This window comes from Cyanobium sp. NS01 (assembly GCF_014280235.1).
GTDB lineage: Bacteria > Cyanobacteriota > Cyanobacteriia > PCC-6307 > Cyanobiaceae > NIES-981.
Genome location: NZ_CP047940.1, coordinates 2,382,747 through 2,397,823 on the forward strand (window position 1 = coordinate 2,382,747; position 15,077 = coordinate 2,397,823).

A 15,077-nucleotide genomic window follows, 5' to 3' on the forward strand; every position below is an offset into this window, starting at 1 on the left:
GTGGATTGGAACGAGCCCGGGCGCGGGCAGGCCGGATCAGGCCTGCTCCAGACGGCCGTAGACCTCACCGGTGATCTTCACGTCAAGGGGATCCTTGGAGCCCATGTCGGTGTCGGAGGGCTGCAGGGCGGTGAACACACCGGCGAACTCACCGGTGCTGGCATCCACCCGGGTGATCGCCAGCTCCATCGAGCCGGCGCCGTCCACGTAGCTCTTGATGTTCTCGCGCTCCAGGCCATCACCGTCGGCGCCGAGGCCCACCAGGCCCTGGGTGTAGTCCACGCCGGTGGTGAGCCCGCGCGACTTGGGATCCAGGAAGTTGGAGGTGCGGTAGCTGGGCACCCGGTAGGTGCCGGTGAAGTCCGTGCTGGTGCTGATGGCGGCGCCGTCGGCCGTGGCCTTGAGCTGCTTGCTGGAGAACACGAAGGGCACCTCCTCACCGCCGGGCAGCAACACGGTGACGATCTGGAAGTCGAGACCGCCCTGCTCCTTGAAGTTGAGGGAGTCACCGCTGACGGTCAGGTCGCCATAGACCTGATCCAGGCTGGTGGTGAAGCGGGTGAGGATCTTGCCGGCGACGAACTGGGCCTCCTGGCGCTTGTTGGCGGGTTCGCCCTTCACGAACACCTCGGCGGGGTGCATGCAGATCTCCCTGAGCTGGTAGGCGGTGCCGGAATCCAGGGGGATCGAACCGCGGGCCGATTCGGGCAGGGAGGGGCAGTCGTTGGCCAGGCCGGTGTTGTGGATGTCTTCGTAGGTGAGATTGGCGCGATCCACGGCCTTGGCCCCACCGCTGCAAGCGGTCACCAGGGTCAGACACAGCGCCAGCGCGAGGGCCAGCAGAGGACGAAAACGCATGGGGAGAACGCCGCAGAGAGTGGGCAGTAACTGGGCCGGGGCGGATCCTACCGGTGCAAAACCCTGATTCCCCGTACGATGTCGCGGCTCTCAACAACCTGTATGCGAGAGCCGAAGGTTCCGATCACCACACCACAGACCACGACCCAGCCAGCCCAGCAGCCATCCACGCTCACGGACGGGCGCCAGCAGCGGCTCGACAGCCTGCTCAGCCAGACCGCCAGCCTGGCCGAGGAGCTCCGAGGCGATCCGCAGCAGCTGCTCGACCTGCTGCGCCAGCTTGAGATGCTGCATCGCAGCATTCAGGACGGGGCCTTCCGGAGCAGCCTCCCCGCCGACCGCAACCAGCTGTTCAACCTGCTGCGCCGCATGGAACAGAGCGGCGGTTGGCCCTACATCCCCCGCCTGCAGCTGCGCACATTCATCGATCTGCTGCAGGTCGACGCCGCAGAAGAAGAGTCCCTGGCCGCCTGAACTGCCCCGTTGGGCCCGGCTCAGGCGGCCAGGGCCGAGAGCAGGTGGTGGGCCACGGCCAGCTTGCGGGCCGGTGGCAACACGCCCACCTGATCGCCTGGGCCAAGCAACCAGCCACTGGTGCTGTGCCCGCCGAAGCCCGCCTGGGGCTGATCGATGGGGTTGGCGAACAGAAGATCGCAGCCCTTGCGCGCGAACTTGGCCCAGGCCTGGGGGAGCACATCGCCCGTCTGGGCCGCGAAGCCGAGAATGCGCTGCCCCGGCGGCCTGCTGTGCACCAGTTCGGCCAGCAGATCCGGCACCGGCTCCCAACCGCTGGCGAGGGCCTGCTCCAGGGCCTGCTTGTCCAGCTTGGCGTCCAGGGGCTGGCTGCGGCGGTGGTCGGCCACGGCCGCCACCATCGCCACGGCCTGAACCCCCGGCTGACGGGCCAGCAAGGCCTGGCGCATCTCAGCCGCCGTGAGCACCGCCTCAGCGTTGAGCCCCTCGAGCCAGCCGGCCGGCAGCGCCAGCGGACCATGCACCAGCTCCACCCGTGCCCCCCGCAGCCGGGCCGCCTGGGCAAGCAGCACGCCCATGCGGCCCGTGCTCGGATTGGTGAGGCAGCGAGCCGGATCCAGGGGCTCGCGGGTGGGGCCGGCACTCACCAGCAGGCCACGGCCCAGCCAGTCGCGCTTCGGACCCCAGAGGGCGAGGGATTCCAGCGCCAGAAGCAGCAGCTCGGGGTCGGCCATGCGGCCCCGGCCCTGGCGGTCGCAGGCCAGCAGACCGGGCTCAGGCCCCAGGGGCAGCACGGTGGGGAAGCTCTGCAGGGCCTGCCAGTTGGCCCGTACCCCGGGCGAGGCCCACATGGAGGTGTTCATGGCGGCGGCCGCCAGCACCGGCGCCTCGCAGGCCAGCAGGGTGCTGGCCAGCAGGGTGTCGCCAAGGCCATGCACCCAGCGGGCCAGGGTGGTGGCGCTGAGCGGAGCCAGCAGCACCAGCTCCGCCCACTCCGCCAGCTCCACATGCAGGGGACGGGGCGCCCGGTGGCTCCACTGGTCGGCCTCCAGGCAGCAGGGCTGGCGGCTGAGACAGGCCAGGGATGCTGCGCTCACCAGGCGCTCGGCGCTGGGCGTGAGCACACAGCGCACCTCGGCCCCCCGCTGCACCAGGGCGCTCACCAGCAGCGGCAGCTTCACCGCCGCGATGCTGCCGCTGATGCCCACCAGGATGCGCCGCCCGCAGAGGGGATCGGCAGGCGGCGTTGAGGAGGGGGCGAGGTGGGGCTGGAGCAGGCCCTGCCCCTCAGTCCTCATCAAAGGGCTCCTGGTCCACCAGGTGCACGTAGGGGCGCGCCAGCTCGGGCCGGTGGATCGCCAGGGCCCGCATCAGGTGCCAGTCCGAGAGGCCGTCGAAGGGGGTGGGGTAATCGTCTTCGTCCAGGCGCTGGGCCAGCACGGCGGTCATGGCCTCGTCAAAGGCGGCAAGCCGCTCCGGAGTGATCGACTCAGACAAGGAGGCCATGGCGATGGGGAGATGGCGAGGGGGAGATGGCGAGGGGGAGATGGCGGAGCGGCTGGCAGGCGGAAGGGCTGGGGCGATAATGGCCCCCTGAGGGGAATTAGCTCAGCTGGTAGAGCGCTGCGATCGCACCGCAGAGGTCAGGGGTTCGAGTCCCCTATTCTCCATTCTGAGGCCGGTGCAGCGATCCGGCTTGCCCGCAGGCCGCACTGACGATGCCAGCTCCCACGCCCTGGACCGCTGAGGCTGAGTCCGCCCTGAAGGAAGTGCCCTTTTTTGTGCGACCTGCCGTGCGCAGGCGCGTTGAGGCCATGGCCGCTGAAGCTGGCCTTGAGCAGGTGGATGGGGCCTTCTACGCCGAGGCCCGGGCCCGGTTCGGCCAGAAGTGATCCCGGCGCTGATCCGGGCCCTGATCGATACGCAACCGGCGATGTTGTAAAAGAGACGTGACAGTTTCTGCCCATCCATGTCGCAGTCGAAGCGCGAACAGGTGGTGAGCCACCTGCGCTACATCCGCCAGGAGCTCCGCGAGATGCATCAGGGCGTGATGGAGGATGGTCTCCTGCCGGAAGCCGGTGAAGTGCGCGGTGTGATGGCCCAGATGGAGGCGCTGCTGGAGTTGCTGGAGGGCAAGTCATCCCGCAAGAAGGAAAGCGACAGCTGAGTCCCGCTCTGCGCCGCCCCAACCCTGGCGTCAAGGGTGTCAATGGACGCTCCGTCAAACGACCCAGGCCCCTTGATCAGGCCAGCATCAATCGCTTTGCTGACGGGGTCCCCATCACCCCGCCCGGGCCCCAGGCCACGGGCTTTTTTATTGGAATCCCCTATCAGTAGCGTCAAGGGGCTGTCAAGGCTCCAGAGATGGTGTAGACCATGGAAGGCAGGACCGGGCCGGGTGATGGGGATCGCCAGCTCAACCGTCCTGCCTCCCCCTTGCTGCTGAGTCTCCGACCCATCCGTGGCCAACCTCCAGCAGCGGCCCGCTCAGCAGCCCCGCTTCCAGCAGACCCGCTTCCAGCTGAGCATCGCCCAGGCCAGCGGTCGCCTGCAGCGCTGGGCCACCAATCCATGGCGCCGGCTGTCGTTGCAGCTGATCGTGCTGCTGATGAGCTTTTCGATCGGCGGCGTGGTGGCTTCGATCAGCGGTCAGCTCTCCCAAATCGACCCCGTTGGCGCGGTGATCTGCGTGTTGGTGATCGAGCTGGCGATCCGGGCCCGGGGGCCCCTGCTCCGCCAGGCCGATCAGCGCCTCGGACTCCAGCTGCTGGACATGGGGCGCGTCGGCCTGCTCTACGGACTGCTGCTCGACGGCTTCAAGCTGTTGTGAGACCAGGCGCGGCCATGGCCTCCGTGGCCAGCAAATAGAGCAGCGCCATCCGCACAGGGATGCCGTTGCGCACCTGTTCCTCCACCGCACACACGGCGGGGTCATCCAGCAGAGCCGAGGCCATCTCCACGCCGCGGTTCACCGGCCCCGGATGGAGCACGGGCACGGCACGGCCGCAGCGCCTGAGACGCTCGTGGCTGAGGCCATAGGCCCGGTGGTAGGAGTCCAGGCTGGTGAGCAGGTGGCTGCGCATGCGCTCCTTCTGCAGTCGCAGGGTCATCACGGCGTCGGCGCCGTCGAGGGCGGCGTCGAGGTCGCGCAGCACCGTGACGCCGCCCCGCTCCTGCACCGGATCGCTGGCCTGGCCGGGCGGTGGAGCCGCCACGAAGGCCGCAAAGCTCTCCGGCAGCAGGGTGGCCGGCCCGCACAGCACCACCTCGGCGCCACAGGCGGTGAGGGCCCAGAGGTTGGAGCGGGCCACCCGGGAATGGAGCACATCCCCCACGATCACGATGCGCCGGCCCCGCAGGCTCTCGGGCGTGGGGGCAAGGGGATTGAAGTGGCGCGCCAGGGTGAAGAGGTCGAGCAGGGCCTGGCTGGGGTGGCTGTGCAGGCCATCGCCGGCATTGAGCACCGCGACCCGCTCACCGGCTTGATCGAGGTCTTCCGCCAGCCGCTGCGGGATGCCAGCGCAGTGATGCCGCACCACCAGCACGTCGGCCCCCATGGCCACGTAGGTGCGGGCCGTGTCCAGCAGGCTCTCCCCCTTGGCCAGGGAGCTCGATGACGGTGAGAAGCTCTGCACATCGGCCGAGAGGCGTCTTGCCGCCAGCTCGAAGCTGCTGCGGGTGCGGGTGCTGGGCTCGAAGAACAGACTGGTCATCAGACGCCCCTGCAGCGCCGGCAGCTTGCGGGCGCCGCTGACCGGCATGGCGCGGAAGCGTTGGGCCAACTCCAGAACCATGGCCAGATCGTCCAGCGAGAAGGCCGCCAGATCAATCACATGGCGATGAGCCCAGCTGCCCAATCCCGGGAGGCGCAAACACCATCAACCTAGAGGCCTGCCCCCGGGCGCACCAGGCGGTCGCCGCGGGCCCGGCGGCTGACACAGGGGCTGGAGCGCAGGTACCAGCGCCAGGGCAGCTCCTGGGCCTGACTGATGCCGACGCGCGTGGTCTGGGTGAGCTGGCCATCCATCCCAGGCGGCAGCAGGCGCGGTGCCAGCCAGAGGCCCGAGTCAGGCCGCGCCGGCAAGCCGTCATGGCGGCGATCGAGGCCGAAGCGCCTGGCCAGCAGTCCTGGGCCGGCCGCCACCCGGGCCGGCTCATCGGGGATCTGCACCGCCCGCAGCAGCACTCCGCTGGCCTCATCGAGGCAGCCGGTCACCAGATTCACGCAGTGATGGATGCCGTAGGTGAGATACACGTAAAACCGGCCGGGCTCCCCGAACAGCGTCTCGTTCTGGGGCGAGCGGCGGCGGGACCCATGGCAGGCCGGCTCCTGCTGGGCATAGGCCTCCGTTTCCACGATCAGGCCGCGCAGCTGCTCGCCCGTCTGCAGCCGTCGGATCAGCCAGCAGCCCACCAGTTCCGGGGCCACCTGCTCGGCGGGCCTGCCAAAGAAGGTGGCAGGGAGCACACTGGTGGCAAGCTCAGCCCACTCTTCCCGCTTCGCCATGGACTCCTCCGGTTTCACGCTGGCCACCGTGCTGCTGCTCACCAGTGGCCTGTTCTGCCTCTCCACCCTGTTCTTCGGCACCAAGGGCGGCTACTACGACACCGATGCCTACGACGGCAACGGCACCGCCCACTGATCAGCCGAACGGCTCAGCCGCTGCGATCAGCTGCTGAGTCGTTCGGCCTCCGGGCAGTCTTCAGCGGTGGGCAGGTCATCCATGCCACTGCGGCTCACATACGACAGGCGTGTGCTCACGGCTCCGATCGAGTCCAGGCGCACGCTCTCCTCCCAGCTGTGGGTCTCGTCGTCCTCCTCGGCGTCGTAGTGGAGGGTGACCAGATCGCCTTCGATTTCGGTGATCAGGGCCTCCTCGATCCAGCGCTGCTGATCGCGCAGGAACACCCACACGGGCCGTTGTTCAGCACAGAACTGGGAGAGCTTGCGGTGCAGCATGGGCTTGGCGGCGCAGCGCTTCTCAAGTCTAGGCAGAGGAGGCCGGAGTCCCGCTGTTCACCATGACCCCGCCAGGATGAAGCCAGCTCTGTTCTGCCTGTGACCTCGCCCGCCGCCGCCCCCTCCAACGCCGGCTCCACCAGTGTTGAGGCGATCCGCCTGCAACTGCGCAGTTGGCCGGAGGTGGAAACCTACCTGGAGCGCTGCCGCGGCGTGATCGTGCCGCTGGGCTCCACCGAGCAGCACGGCCCCACGGGCGCGATCGGCACCGATGCCCTCACAGCTGAAGCGGTGGCCCTGGAGGTGGGCCGCCGCACGGGCGTGCTGGTGACGCCCGCTCAGGCCTTCGGCATGGCGGAACACCACCTGGGCTTCGCCGGCACGGTGAGCCTCCAGCCCAGCACCCTGATCGCCGTGCTGCACGACATCGTGCTCTCGCTGGCGGGCCATGGCTTCGAGCGGATCTTCGTGGTCAATGGCCACGGCGGCAACATCGCCACCGGCAAGGCCGCCTTCGCCCAGGCCTACGCCACGGCGGCAGGCCGGGGGCTGCCGGGGGCGGAGCGGCTGCGCTGCCGCATGGCCAACTGGTTCATGGCGGCCCCGGTGTTCCAGAAGGCGCGGGAGCTGTATGGCGATCGGGAGGGCCATCACGCCACCCCCAGTGAGATCGCCCTGACCCTGCACCTCGAGCCCAGCCTGGAGAGCAAGCAGCGCCCCCTGCCGGAGGCGGCTCCCGCCGGGCCGATCCACGGCCCCGCCGACTTCCGGCGCCGCCACCCCGACGGCCGCATGGGCTCCGACCCATTCCTGGCCAGCCCAGAGCATGGACAGGAGTTCCTGGAACTGGCCGCCACTGCCCTCAGCGCCGATCTGGAGCGCTTCCTGGCAACCGACAGCTAGTTTCAGAACTCAGCACCCCTGCCGGATCGGAGCGCCGCATGAGCCAGATCACCACCGATGACGTGCGCAAGGTGGCCCAGCTGGCCCGGCTGGCCCTGCCGGAAGATAAGATCACCACCTACACCGCCCAGCTCGAGCGCATCCTCGAGTACGTGGCCCACCTGGAAGCTGTGGACACTGAAGGGGTTCCTGCCACCACCCGGGCCGTGGAAGTGGTGAATGTCACCCGTGAGGATGCGGTGTCGCCAACGCCTGTGCGCGAGGAGCTGCTGGATCTGGCGCCGCAGCGGGAGGGCGATTTCTTCCGGGTGCCCCAGATCCTGGCGGGCTGACACCTACCGGCGCGATGAGCGGCCTTTTCAATCCTGTCGAGCTCCATCGACTTGAGCCTGTTAAGTAGGTCAGCTCCGTCGTTCTGGGCACAGGGCCAGGGTCAACGCACGGGCGAAACAGCTGTGCGGTGCAGCACCTCAAGCACGCGACGCCGGGCATGGCGGGTGGGCATCAGGGCGGCGAGGGGGCGCAGCTTGCTGCGGCGCTTGCGGTGGCTGCGCACCCCCAGCAGGATGTCGTAGAGGAAGTTGAGAGCGTCTGCACGGGTTTCAAACAAGCCCAGGCGCTGCGGGGATCCCTTCGCATCCAGGATGTGCTTGGTGGCGTGGTAAGCGGGCTCGTATTCAAACCAGGGGATGGAGGGCCACAGATGATGGATCAGGTGATAGTTCTGGCCCATGATCAGCCAGTTCATCAGCCTGCCGGGGTACACCCGGGCGTTGTGCCAGCGGTTACGCGACTGGAAGGGCCTGTGGGGCAGGTAGTCAAAGAACAGCCCCAGGGTGACACCCACCATCAGCGCCGGCGCGAACCAGCAGTTGAAGATGAACGGCATGAATCCATATTTGGCGCCCGCCAAAACAATCGAAAAGAAGACGGCACGAGCAATTCCCCACTCCAGCAATTCATAGCGTCGCCACAGGCGGCGGCGAAAGAAGAACAACTCGTGGTAGAAGAATCGCGGCGCAATCAGCCACAGAGGCCCGAAGGTGCTCACGATGTGATCGGGATCGTGCTTCGGGTCGTTCACATGGGCGTGGTGCTGCAGATGCACCCGGGTGAACACCGGGAAGCTGAAGCCCAGCAGCAGGGCCGCCCCATGGCCCATCACGGCATTCCAGAAGCGGCTGGGGTGGGCCGCGTTATGGCAGGCGTCGTGGATCACGGTGCCCTCCAGGTGCAGGGCCAGAAAGCCGGTGATCAGCAGCACGCCAAGGGGCCACTGCCCCACGAACCAGCCCCAGATCGTCAGCCCCGCCAGGGCAAAGCCACCCAGGAAGAGTCCCACCGTGGGATTCCAGGCGGCCGGAGCATCGAGGTACTGCCGGGGAACGGAGCTGGACGGTGACCGACCGAGCGTGCCCACAGCCAGGTGGCGCTCTGCGGCGGGAGCCTGGGTCATGGGCTGGGACGGGCCGCGAAGCAATTCAGATGGCCTGCAACTTAAGAAAAGGTTGATGCCCACCGGGGGACTTGAACCCCCACGACCAAGGCCACTGGAACCTAAACCCAGCGCGTCTACCAAATTCCGCCAGGTGGGCTGGTAGAGGAACTGTAAGCAGGGCCGCGATCCCAGATCCCAACCGCAGGCCCCCGCCAAGGGGTCGGCTCAGAATGGGGACTCTTGCCCCGAAGCCATGCTTGCGACCCTGGGGGGAGCCCTGGCCCTGATGCTCGGGCTCACCGTGCTGCTGCTACCCGTGCTGGCCTCAGAGCTGAGCCGTCCCAGGGACTCGCTCTGGGGCGGCGTGGTGCTCCTGCTGGGCCTGGTGCTGGTGACCAGCGCCGAGCGGCTGAGGGGAGCGCCCATGCTGGCCGTGCTCTGCGGTGGACTGCTGGTGGGCCGGCTGGGCCTGGAGGTGGGACAGGCCCGCTGGCGCCAGCTGACGCCCGAGGAGCAGCAGCGCTTGTGGTCAACGGAACGCTGGCAGAAGAGCCTGGCGGAACTGGGCGCCAGCCTGGCCCGGCTGCTGGAGCTGGCCGGCGGCCTGGGGGCTGGAGTGCTGGGGTGGATGCGCCAGATGCGGCAGCCTCGCCAGACCACCAAGCGTTGGGTACGGCTTGAGCCCGGCCCCAGCCAGCCTGACCAGGCCGCTGAGCCCCCTCAGGAGCAGCCAGAGGGCGTGGATCAGGTGAGCGAGGTTCCTGCGGCGAACCTGCTGGCTGAGAGGCCTGAGCGGGCGGACGCGGCAGCCGTCGAAGGCGCCACTGAAGCGGTCGGGGGCACGCAGCAAGCCGAGGCGGCGCCGAGCGAAGAGGAGGCCGAGAAGGCAGAAACGAGCAGGCCTGGGGCTGCCTGCACGCCAGAGGTGGTTCAAGACGCTGAAGATTCGGCGCCAGCCGCCGCCGCCGAGGCCTCAGATCCCCCGGCCGACGTGGTGGTGGTCGACGGCCTCGATGGTGTCGAGGACTTGCTGCAGGAGCTGGAAGGCCCCCCGGACGCGGCCCCAGCCGAATCCCCAGAAGACCCTCAGACCAGCCCGCGCCCCCCCGCAGACCCTCCGCTCGCTCCAGGCGAAACGGGATAATCCCCCTTTGTTGCCCGAGGCGCCGTGACCGCCAGCTCCGCGCCTGCCTCCTACAAGGACACGCTCAACCTGCTGCAGACGGCGTTTGCGATGCGGGCCAACGCCAAGCAGCGCGAACCGGAGATCCAGGCCTTCTGGGCCGAAACCCAGCTCTACGAGCGCCTCAGCCGCAACAACCCCGGTGAGACCTTCACCCTCCACGACGGCCCCCCCTACGCCAACGGGGCCCTGCATGTGGGCCACGCCCTCAACAAGATCCTCAAGGACATCATCAACAAGACAGCCCTGCTGCAGGGCCGTCGGGCGCGCTTTATCCCCGGCTGGGACTGCCATGGCCTGCCGATCGAGCTGAAGGTGCTGCAGGCGCTCAGCAGCGCCGAGCGGGCCGCCCTGACGCCGCTGAGCCTGCGGCAGAAGGCCCACGCCTATGCCCTCGAACAGGTGGAGGGTCAGAAGCGCGGCTTCCAGCGCTGGGGCATCTGGGCCGACTGGCAGCAGCCCTACCTCACCCTGCAGAAGAGCTATGAGGCGGCCCAGATCCGGGTGTTCGGCCAGATGGTGCTGGCCGGCCACATCTACCGGGGCCTGAAGCCGGTGCACTGGAGCCCCAGCTCCCGCACCGCCCTGGCCGAAGCCGAACTGGACTACCCCGAGGGCCACACCTCGCCAAGCGCCTATGTGGCCTTTCCGGTGGTGGAACTGCCGCCCTCCCTGGCGGCACACCTGAGCGAGGCGGGGCTGGCCGCCGAGGCCGCCACCGCCCCCGGCGGCCTGGCGGTGGCGATCTGGACCACCACCCCCTGGACCCTGCCGGCCAACCTGGCGGTGTCCGTGAATGGCCGGCTCGACTACACGGTGTGCGCGGTGAGCCAGCCGGCCGGGGAGGCGAGCGGGCCTGCTGCGGGGGCCAGCCATCTGGTGGTGGCCAGCGCCCTGCGGGAGCAGCTGGAGACCAGCCTCGGCCTGGGCCTGGCGCCCCTGCTGCAGCTCAAGGGGGCCGAGCTGGAGGGTGTGCGCTACCGCCATCCCCTGCTGGAGCGCACCAGCCCCGTGCTGCTCGGCGGCGACTACATCACCACCGAGGCCGGCACCGGCCTGGTGCACACGGCCCCCGGCCATGGCGTGGACGACTTCAACACCGGCCGCAAATACGGCCTGCCGGTGCTCTGTCCGGTGGACGAGGCCGGCACCCTCACGGCCGAGGCGGGGCCATTCGCGGGCACCAACGTGCTCAAGGACGCCAACCCCGCCATCCTGGCGGCCCTGGAGCAGAGCGGCCTGCTGCTCAAGCAGGAGCGCTACGCGCACCGCTACCCCTACGACTGGCGCACCAAGAAACCCACCATCTTTCGGGCCACTGAACAGTGGTTCGCCTCCGTGGAGGGGTTCCGCAGCCAGGCCCTTGAGGCGATCGCCGCAGTGGAGTGGCTGCCCGCCAGCGGCCGCAACCGGATCGAGGCGATGGTGGGTGAGCGGGGCGACTGGTGCATCTCGCGCCAGCGCACCTGGGGGGTGCCGATTCCGGTGTTCTTCCACCGCCAGCGGGGCGACGTGCTGCTCAACGCCGACACCCTTGCCCACATCGAGGCCCTGATCGCCGAGCACGGCGCCGACGCATGGTGGCAGCGCGATGAAGCCGAGCTGCTGCCACCCGCCTATGCCGCCGAAGCGGCCGAGTGGCGCAAGGGCACCGACACCATGGACGTGTGGTTCGATTCCGGCTCCTCCTGGGCCGGCGTGCTGGGCGGCCTGGACGGCAGCCAGGCGAGGGCCCCGGAGCTCACCTATCCCGCCGATCTCTACCTGGAAGGCAGCGACCAGCACCGGGGCTGGTTCCAGAGCAGCCTGCTCACCTCCGTGGCGGTGAACGGCACAGCCCCCTACCGGCGGGTGCTCACCCACGGCTTCACCCTCGATGAGAAGGGCCGCAAGATGAGCAAATCCCTGGGCAACGTGGTGGATCCCACCGTGCTGGTGGAGGGCGGCAGGAATGAAAAGCAGGAGCCGGCCTATGGCGCCGATGTGCTGCGCCTGTGGGTGAGCTCGGTGGATTACTCCGCCGACGTGCCGCTGGGCCCAGGCATCGTCAAGCAACTCGCCGACGTGTACCGCAAAGTGCGCAACACGGCCCGCTATCTGCTGGGCAACCTGCACGATTTCGACCCGCGGCCCGCCACGGCCGGAGGTGACGCGGTGGCCTACGACGCGCTGCCCCTGCTGGATCGCTGGATGCTGCAGCGCACGGCCTCACTGATCGATGCGGTGACCGCCGATTTCGAGCGCTTCGAGTTCTATCGCTTCTTCCAGGCCCTGCAGAACTTCTGCGTGGTGGATCTCTCGAACGTGTACCTCGACATCGCCAAGGACCGGCTCTACGTGAGCGCGGCAGGCTCGTTCCGGCGCCGCAGTTGCCAGACGGTGCTGAGCCTGGTGGTGGAGCGGCTGGCCGGCCTGATCGCCCCGGTGCTGTGCCACATGGCTGAAGACATCTGGCAGAACCTGCCCTATGCCGTGGCGGAGGCCTCGGTGTTCGAGCGGGGCTGGCCCACGGCGCCGGCCAGCTGGCGCCAGCCGGCCCTGGAGGAGCCCATGGACCAGATCCTGGCCCTGCGTGCCCTGGTCAACCGCCAGCTGGAGAGCTGCCGCAAGCAGGGCGGCAAGGGGCCTGAGTCCAAGGGAGGCGCTGACGGCCTGGGGGCCTCGCTGGAGGCTCAGGTGCACCTGGAACTCGGCAGCGACGCCGCCCCCCTGCGCCAGGCCCTGGCCTGGCTGGAGGCGAGCCCCTGCCCCGAGGTGGACAACCTGGCCGACTGGCTGCTGGTGTCCTCCCTGCAGCGCGGCGGCAGCCCCTTCGACACCGTTCTGGCCGCGGACCAGGAGCAGGGCATCAGCGTGGCGATTGCCCGCGCCGAAGGCCAGAAGTGCGAGCGCTGCTGGCACTACACCCAGGACATCGGCCAGTACAGCGCCCACCCAAGCCTCTGCGGCCGCTGTGTGACCGCCCTGAGCTGAGCGGGCCCAGGGCCGGCGCGTCTCAGAGCCAGGCCTGGGGCTCCAGAAAGGTGCTGGCGGGCAGCGGCCCGGCCAGCACCACTTCTGAGCCTGGGGTCAGAGGACCCTGGAGCAGCTCAGCCGACTCCAGGCTGGCGGCGGCCGGCAGCACGGGCTGGTCGGGATCGAAGGCCGTGGGGTGGGTGGTGCTGCAGGAGAAACCCCGGAAGATCAGCAGCTCCAGCGGGTCGGCCTCCAGGCTGCCCCGCAGGCGCAGCACCCGATCCGGCCGGGCGCGGCTGAGCTCTTCCAGGCGGGCCAGCAGCTCAGAAGTCACCGGCCACCCTCCCCTGGCGCGGCAGGCGCACCAGCAGCCACTGCAGCAGGCCCACGGCGTAGCCCACCAGAGCCAGATAGCCCACGAAAGCGGCCACGGCAGGCGTCCACTGCCCCCCGAACACGAAGCCGAACACGGCGGCCCCATGGCGATGCAGCTCCTGGGGGGCCTGCAGCCAGGCCAGGCAGCGGGCGTCTCCCAGCCGCTCGGGGGCCATGCAGCCCAGGGCCGTGGCACTGAACAGGGCACTGAGCGGCGCCCAGAAGGTGATCGACCAGCGCCAGATGCGCAGGGTCAGGGGCAGGGGCCGCCAGGGGGGCAGGTCGGCGAGCTCCTCATTCAGATCCACCCACAGCCAGAGGCTCACCACCAGCAGCAAAGGGCCGATCAGCGCCAGCAGCAGCCCGGCGGGGCGGCGGTCGGTGAGCAGCAGCACCGCGATCAGCAGCAGGCTCGACACCTTCCAGTAGATCCCCAGCAGCCGCAGCAGCGCCCGCTCCCGCCGCAGGGCGGCCCAGAGCAGCAGCACCAGCGGCAGTCCCACGGTGAACAACACCGCCAAACGGACGTCCAGCCACACCAGGGAGCGGTACAGCGAATCCGGCACAGGCATGGTTCGGTAAGGCGCCATTATCCGCATGTGCTGCTGGCGATAGGGTCCGCCCATGGCTGCGTTCTCACTGCCCCGTTGGTTGATCCCGCGTCAGGGGCCCGGCCCCAACGCCCCGTGGTGCCGCACAGCCCTGTCCAGAGAGACCTCCCTGGACGGCAGTCTTCAGGAGATCAGCCAGCAGCTGCGCGGGGTCGGCGCTGCCGACCTGGCCCTGGTGTTCGTGTCCTCCAGCTACGCCAGCGATCTGCCCCGCCTGCTGCCCCTGCTGCAGCAGCGCTTCAGGGCCAACCACTGGCTCGGCTGCCTCGGCGGCGGCGTGGTGGGCACCCCGGCCGACGGACTCAGCTGCGAGCTGGAGCAGGAGCCCGGCATCAGCCTGATGCTGCTGGGGCTGCCGGGGGCGACGCTGCAGCCCTTCGCGATCCAGGGCGACGCCCTGCCCGATCTCGACGGGCCAGCCGAGCCCTGGCTGGCCTTGCTGGGTGATCCCGATCCCCGGGCCGCCCACTCGATGCTGCTGCTGATCGACCCGGCTTTCCCCGCCATCAACGACCTGATCAGTGGCCTCGACTACGCCTGTCCCGCTGCCGTGAAGGTGGGTGGGATCGCCGGCCAGCACAGCGCCCGCCACGGCTCGCTCCTGCTCGGTGATCAGGTGCTCAGCGGCGTGGTGGGCTGTCTGATCGGCGGCGCCTGGGGGATCGATCCAGTGGTGGCCCAGGGCTGCCGGCCGATCGGCCCGGTCTTCGAGGTGGAGCAGGCCGAGCGCAACGTGGTGCTGGAGGTCAGCCAGAACAGCCGCCGCAACAGCCCGGTGGCCGCCCTGCAGGACATCCTGATCGGCCTCTCACCCCAGGAACGGGACCTGGTGAAGCACTCCCTCTTCCTCGGCGTGGGCCGCAACAGCTTCAGCCTCGAGAGCAGTGAGACCAACGAGCCCACGGCCTTCCTGGTCCGCAATCTGATCGGGGTGGATCCCCGCAACGGCGCCGTGGCGGTGGCGGAGCGGATGCGGGTGGGCCAGCAGGTGCAGTTCCAGCTCAGGGATGCCACCGCCTCACGCCAGGAACTGCGCCAGCTGCTGGCCAGCCAGCGAGACCGCCAGGCTCAGCCGCTGGCCACCCTGCTGTTCGCCTGCCTGGGCAGGGGCCAGGGGCTCTATGGCGAGGCCGATGGCGATGTGACGCTGTGCCGCGAGGCCTTCGGCACCCTGCCGGTGGCCGGAGCCTTCTGCAACGGCGAGATCGGCCCGATCGCCGGCGGCACCCATCTGCATGGCTACACCGCCAGCTGGGGGTTCCTGGTGCCCCGTGCCGACAGCGCAGCGCCCAGCGCCCGCGTGGAGGCCGGCGGCTGATG

General features: G+C 69.2%; 19 protein-coding genes and 2 tRNA genes. 11 read left to right on the plus strand and 10 right to left on the minus strand.

The window, feature by feature from the left end:
* Nucleotides 1-36: 36 nt before the first annotated feature.
* Complete coding sequence (gene psbO, locus CyaNS01_RS12505) at nt 37-858, minus strand: photosystem II manganese-stabilizing polypeptide (protein ID WP_186697347.1); 822 nt, start codon at nt 856-858, stop codon at nt 37-39.
* A 102-nt stretch (nt 859-960) separates the two neighbouring features.
* On the opposite strand from psbO, the gene CyaNS01_RS12510 reads away from it, so the two are divergent.
* The gene (locus CyaNS01_RS12510) at nt 961-1,332 is read left to right on the plus strand and encodes a hypothetical protein (protein ID WP_225875675.1); all 372 of its coding nucleotides are present in this window, start codon (nt 961-963) and stop codon (nt 1,330-1,332) included.
* 20 nt (nt 1,333-1,352) lie between these two features.
* Here the strand turns inward: CyaNS01_RS12510 and coaBC are convergent, their stop codons facing one another.
* Entirely contained in the window at nt 1,353-2,630 is a 1,278-nt protein-coding gene (coaBC, locus tag CyaNS01_RS12515) for a bifunctional phosphopantothenoylcysteine decarboxylase/phosphopantothenate--cysteine ligase CoaBC (protein ID WP_186697348.1), read from the minus strand.
* Nucleotides 2,620-2,838 (minus strand): DUF2555 domain-containing protein, encoded by a 219-nt coding sequence (locus CyaNS01_RS12520; protein WP_186697349.1) that lies wholly within the window; start codon nt 2,836-2,838, stop codon nt 2,620-2,622. The genes coaBC and CyaNS01_RS12520 overlap by 11 nt, the downstream gene beginning before the upstream one ends.
* Before the next feature lie 91 nt (nt 2,839-2,929).
* Between CyaNS01_RS12520 and CyaNS01_RS12525 the strand changes: the two genes are divergently transcribed.
* The 4 genes from CyaNS01_RS12525 to CyaNS01_RS12540 all read left to right on the plus strand — a co-directional run bounded on the left by CyaNS01_RS12525 (nt 2,930) and on the right by CyaNS01_RS12540 (nt 4,162).
* Nucleotides 2,930-3,002: transfer RNA gene (locus tag CyaNS01_RS12525), tRNA-Ala, on the plus strand.
* 48 nt (nt 3,003-3,050) lie between these two features.
* A complete protein-coding gene (locus CyaNS01_RS12530; RefSeq protein WP_186697350.1) occupies nt 3,051-3,224 on the plus strand; it encodes a PCP reductase family protein in 174 nt (57 codons plus the stop codon).
* 77 nt (nt 3,225-3,301) lie between these two features.
* Entirely contained in the window at nt 3,302-3,499 is a 198-nt protein-coding gene (locus CyaNS01_RS12535) for a hypothetical protein (protein WP_186697351.1), read from the plus strand.
* A 294-nt stretch (nt 3,500-3,793) separates the two neighbouring features.
* On the plus strand, nt 3,794-4,162 hold the full coding sequence (locus CyaNS01_RS12540; protein ID WP_186697352.1) for a DUF565 domain-containing protein: 369 nt from the start codon (nt 3,794-3,796) through the stop codon (nt 4,160-4,162).
* On the opposite strand, the gene CyaNS01_RS12545 is transcribed toward CyaNS01_RS12540, so the two are convergent.
* Nucleotides 4,149-5,189 carry an aspartate carbamoyltransferase catalytic subunit gene (locus CyaNS01_RS12545; protein WP_186697353.1) on the minus strand — a complete coding sequence of 347 codons (1,041 nt, stop codon included), beginning with the start codon at nt 5,187-5,189 and terminating at the stop codon, nt 4,149-4,151. The genes CyaNS01_RS12540 and CyaNS01_RS12545 overlap by 14 nt on opposite strands.
* A gap of 26 nt (nt 5,190-5,215) precedes the next feature.
* Entirely contained in the window at nt 5,216-5,839 is a 624-nt protein-coding gene (locus tag CyaNS01_RS12550) for a DNA-3-methyladenine glycosylase (protein WP_186697354.1), read from the minus strand.
* Here CyaNS01_RS12550 and CyaNS01_RS12555 point away from each other — a divergent pair.
* Nucleotides 5,838-5,975 (plus strand): hypothetical protein, encoded by a 138-nt coding sequence (locus CyaNS01_RS12555; RefSeq protein ID WP_186697355.1) that lies wholly within the window; start codon nt 5,838-5,840, stop codon nt 5,973-5,975. The genes CyaNS01_RS12550 and CyaNS01_RS12555 overlap by 2 nt on opposite strands.
* Before the next feature lie 26 nt (nt 5,976-6,001).
* Here the strand turns inward: CyaNS01_RS12555 and CyaNS01_RS12560 are convergent, their stop codons facing one another.
* The gene (locus CyaNS01_RS12560) at nt 6,002-6,292 is read right to left on the minus strand and encodes a DUF6679 family protein (protein ID WP_186697356.1); all 291 of its coding nucleotides are present in this window, start codon (nt 6,290-6,292) and stop codon (nt 6,002-6,004) included.
* A gap of 99 nt (nt 6,293-6,391) precedes the next feature.
* Here CyaNS01_RS12560 and CyaNS01_RS12565 point away from each other — a divergent pair, with 99 nt between their 5' ends.
* Nucleotides 6,392-7,195: a creatininase family protein gene (locus tag CyaNS01_RS12565; RefSeq protein WP_186697357.1), complete on the plus strand. Its 804-nt coding sequence runs from the start codon at nt 6,392-6,394 to the stop codon at nt 7,193-7,195.
* A gap of 38 nt (nt 7,196-7,233) precedes the next feature.
* Complete coding sequence (gatC, locus tag CyaNS01_RS12570; protein WP_186697358.1) at nt 7,234-7,527, plus strand: Asp-tRNA(Asn)/Glu-tRNA(Gln) amidotransferase subunit GatC; 294 nt, start codon at nt 7,234-7,236, stop codon at nt 7,525-7,527.
* 101 nt (nt 7,528-7,628) lie between these two features.
* Here the strand turns inward: gatC and crtR are convergent, their stop codons facing one another.
* Nucleotides 7,629-8,651, minus strand: coding sequence for a beta-carotene hydroxylase (gene crtR / locus CyaNS01_RS12575; RefSeq protein ID WP_225875676.1), 1,023 nt, complete (start codon nt 8,649-8,651; stop codon nt 7,629-7,631).
* Between the two features lie 56 nt (nt 8,652-8,707).
* Nucleotides 8,708-8,790 (minus strand) — tRNA-Leu (locus CyaNS01_RS12580).
* Between the two features lie 96 nt (nt 8,791-8,886).
* On the opposite strand from CyaNS01_RS12580, the gene CyaNS01_RS12585 reads away from it, so the two are divergent.
* Complete coding sequence (locus CyaNS01_RS12585) at nt 8,887-9,777, plus strand: Ycf66 family protein (protein ID WP_186697359.1); 891 nt, start codon at nt 8,887-8,889, stop codon at nt 9,775-9,777.
* A gap of 90 nt (nt 9,778-9,867) precedes the next feature.
* Entirely contained in the window at nt 9,868-12,789 is a 2,922-nt protein-coding gene (gene ileS / locus CyaNS01_RS12590; protein ID WP_370561849.1) for an isoleucine--tRNA ligase, read from the plus strand.
* A 22-nt stretch (nt 12,790-12,811) separates the two neighbouring features.
* On the opposite strand, the gene CyaNS01_RS12595 is transcribed toward ileS, so the two are convergent.
* Both CyaNS01_RS12595 and CyaNS01_RS12600 read right to left on the minus strand, forming a co-directional pair.
* Nucleotides 12,812-13,105: a hypothetical protein gene (locus tag CyaNS01_RS12595; protein ID WP_186697361.1), complete on the minus strand. Its 294-nt coding sequence runs from the start codon at nt 13,103-13,105 to the stop codon at nt 12,812-12,814.
* Nucleotides 13,095-13,712, minus strand: a complete 618-nt coding sequence (locus tag CyaNS01_RS12600; RefSeq protein ID WP_186697362.1) for a DUF3177 family protein — start codon at nt 13,710-13,712, stop codon at nt 13,095-13,097. The genes CyaNS01_RS12595 and CyaNS01_RS12600 overlap by 11 nt, the downstream gene beginning before the upstream one ends.
* Nucleotides 13,713-13,770: 58 nt before the next feature.
* Here CyaNS01_RS12600 and CyaNS01_RS12605 point away from each other — a divergent pair, with 58 nt between their 5' ends.
* On the plus strand, nt 13,771-15,075 hold the full coding sequence (locus tag CyaNS01_RS12605; protein ID WP_186697363.1) for an FIST N-terminal domain-containing protein: 1,305 nt from the start codon (nt 13,771-13,773) through the stop codon (nt 15,073-15,075).
* Nucleotides 15,076-15,077 lie beyond the last annotated feature (2 nt).